This is a genomic window from Streptomyces sp. W16, from assembly GCF_033194735.1.
Lineage (GTDB): Bacteria > Actinomycetota > Actinomycetes > Streptomycetales > Streptomycetaceae > Streptomyces.
This window is the reverse complement of the sequence record NZ_JAWOAI010000896.1, coordinates 1-2,365: the sequence shown is the minus strand read 5'-3', so window position 1 is coordinate 2,365 and position 2,365 is coordinate 1. Positions and strand designations below refer to the sequence as shown.

Here is a 2,365-nt window from a genome sequence, read left to right as displayed (position 1 = left end):
GGGGCGGACGAGGGCGCGGCGGCCCGAGGGGCGGCAGGGCGCGGCGCGGCGACGTACGCGCGTCGATCCTGGCCCTCCTCAAGGACCGGCCGATGCACGGCTACGAGATGATCCAGGAGATCGCCGAGCGCAGCGGCGGCGCGTGGAAGCCGAGCCCCGGCTCGGTCTACCCGACCCTGCAGCTGCTGGAGGACGAGGGCCTGATCGTCAGTGCGACGGAGGGCGGCAAGAAGCTGTTCTCGCTCACCGACGCCGGCCGTACCGCGGCCGAAGAGGGCCCGGACGCCCCCTGGGAAGAGGCTTCCCGAGGTGTCGACTGGGAGGCCCTCAGTGAGATCCGCCAGGCCGGCTTCGGTCTGATGGAGGCCTTCGGTCAGGTCTGGAAGACCGGCAGCAAGGAGCAGCGCGAGAAGGCGCTGACCGTCATCAACGACGCCCGCAAGAAGCTGTACCTGATCCTGGCCGACGAGGACTGATGTCCTCGGGGTCGGAAAGGGTGGCAGGTCAAGGCGCCCCACGGGAGTTCCGTGGGGCGCCTTCCCTGTGCGCGTTCCCGTTCCTGCGGTGCCCCGGCGCCTTCCTCAGGCCACCAGCCCGCCCAGCTTGCGCAGCGTTTCGTTCAGGGCGGCCGTCCCCGAGTCCTTCAGCTTGCCCGCCATCAACGTCACCGCCGCACCCGTGAACTCGCCGTCGATACGGACCGTCGTGGCGTCGCCGTCGGGCGTGAGCGTGTAGCGCGTGAAGACGTTCACGGCCATCGGGCCCTTGCCGCGGATGGCCAGCACACGGGCCGGTTCCGCCTCCTCGACGGTCCACTCGACCTCCGCCGGGAAGCCCATCAGCTTCATGTTCTCCTGGAAGGTCGCGCCCACTTCGAGGGTCTCGGGGCCGCCCTTGGGGAAGTTGGTGTGGGTCGTGTTCCACTCGCCGTACGCGGACCAGTCCGTGAGCTGGGTCCACACCTTCTCGGCCGGGGCCTCGATGCGTGCCTCCGCGCTGATTTCGGCCATACGACCACCTCTTCCTGTCGGGCTACGGTGCTGTCGGGCTACGGTGTCGCGGAACGTAGCCGCAGGGCGCGCAACATTCAATACTGATGAACCGTCAGGAATTGTGTACGTCCGCCTGCCCGGGGTCAGCCCACGCGCTGTATCACCGCCGCGTCGAACAGGTCCCACGCGCGCGGGTGGGCGCTCTCGTCGTGGCAGTGCCACGCGTCCCAGAACAGGTCGGCGGGCAGCGCGTCCTCCGGGGCGTACACCCGGTACACGTACTGCCTGCCGTCGACCGCCGGCAATGCCACCAGCCAGCACCTGCTCTCCATGTTCGCGAAAGACGTACGCCGGGTGCGGCGCGGTTGCGCATGGGGCGCGTGGCAAGGAGGCGCGCGCCTCTTGGGGATGAAGCGCGTGATCTCATCCGTAAGGAGGAGATCCCGTCGCCCGGAGTCCACTCTGTGTGGGATGCCGAAATGCTCCCCTCCGGGGATGCCCTCAATGCGGGGGACTGATGGGGTAGGAGAGTGCAACCCCGTATTCCCAGGCAGTCGAACCGCGAGCAAGGCATCCACCGCGCGGACAGCGATGCCAGGCTCAGTGCAGAGCTGGCAGCGGTGGTGGCGGGTGCCCGCCGCCGGGCCCTGCGGGACGGGGACCGGCAGATCGACACGGCCCATCTGCTGCACAGCCTCCTGGAGTCGGACCCCGAGGCGCGTGCCGTCTTCGGCGACGGCCCCCAGATCGCCAGACTGCTCGGCTACCTCGTGCAGCGCAGTATCGGCTACGGCCTGCGCTGGCAGGGCAGCGTCGAGGACTCCGGGGCGATCCCCGTGATCCCGGCGGCGGAGGGCTGGTCGCCGCTGGCCGCGGGCGCTCTGGAGTACGCCTGCGAGCGCGCCGGACTCCGTGACGGCGACCTGGCCGGCGGCATCGACCTCCTCGCCGCGCTCGTCGCGGACCCCGAGGCCCGCGCCGTCGAGGTCCTCCACCGCGCGGGCATCGAGTCCCCCGAGGTGCTGGTGTGGATCGAGAGCCGGCCGGGGGAGTACGCCGCGGGCGGGGAAACGGGCTGCTGAGCGAGCCGGTGACCGCCCCGGAGGCCGTTCGCACGCTGCCGCCCCCTGAGCCGTCCACGCGCTGAGACAGGTGTCAACAGGGGTGACGCTCATGTCATCGCCTGTCATCATGTGGCCGTGCATACGTCTGAGAGCAGTGCCGCCGGTGGTGCGAAAGGTGTCGGGCTCGGTCTGGCGCTCGGGTCCGCGCTGGCCTTCGGGGGATCCGGAGTCGCGGCCAAACCGCTGATCGAGGCGGGCCTCGACCCGCTGCACGTGGTGTGGCTGCGGGTGGCCGGCGCCGACCTGGTG

General features: G+C 70.4%; 4 protein-coding genes and 1 pseudogene. 3 read left to right on the top strand and 2 right to left on the bottom strand.

Annotation, left to right across the window (positions count from 1 at the left end; genetic code table 11):
* Positions 1 to 476, top strand: a 476-nt coding sequence (locus R6V09_RS51090; protein WP_317888243.1) for a PadR family transcriptional regulator, incomplete at its 5' end; no start/stop codon positions are given.
* 105 nt (positions 477 to 581) lie between these two features.
* Here the strand turns inward: R6V09_RS51090 and R6V09_RS51085 are convergent.
* A complete protein-coding gene (locus tag R6V09_RS51085) occupies positions 582 to 1,010 on the bottom strand; it encodes a type II toxin-antitoxin system Rv0910 family toxin (RefSeq protein ID WP_317888242.1) in 429 nt (142 codons plus the stop codon).
* 125 nt (positions 1,011 to 1,135) lie between these two features.
* A complete protein-coding gene (locus tag R6V09_RS51080) occupies positions 1,136 to 1,303 on the bottom strand; it encodes a hypothetical protein (RefSeq protein WP_317888241.1) in 168 nt (55 codons plus the stop codon).
* A 219-nt stretch (positions 1,304 to 1,522) separates the two neighbouring features.
* Between R6V09_RS51080 and R6V09_RS51075 the strand changes: the two genes are divergently transcribed.
* Positions 1,523 to 2,074, top strand: coding sequence for a Clp protease N-terminal domain-containing protein (locus R6V09_RS51075; RefSeq protein WP_317888240.1), 552 nt, complete (start codon positions 1,523 to 1,525; stop codon positions 2,072 to 2,074).
* 111 nt (positions 2,075 to 2,185) lie between these two features.
* Positions 2,186 to 2,365, top strand: a pseudogene (locus tag R6V09_RS51070) (EamA family transporter); the annotation flags it as partial.

Coding starts and splice junctions, on each gene's coding strand:
- R6V09_RS51085 (WP_317888242.1), bottom strand. CDS start 1,010: ATGGCCGAAATCAGCGCGGAGGCACGCATCGAGGCCCCGGCCGAGAAG.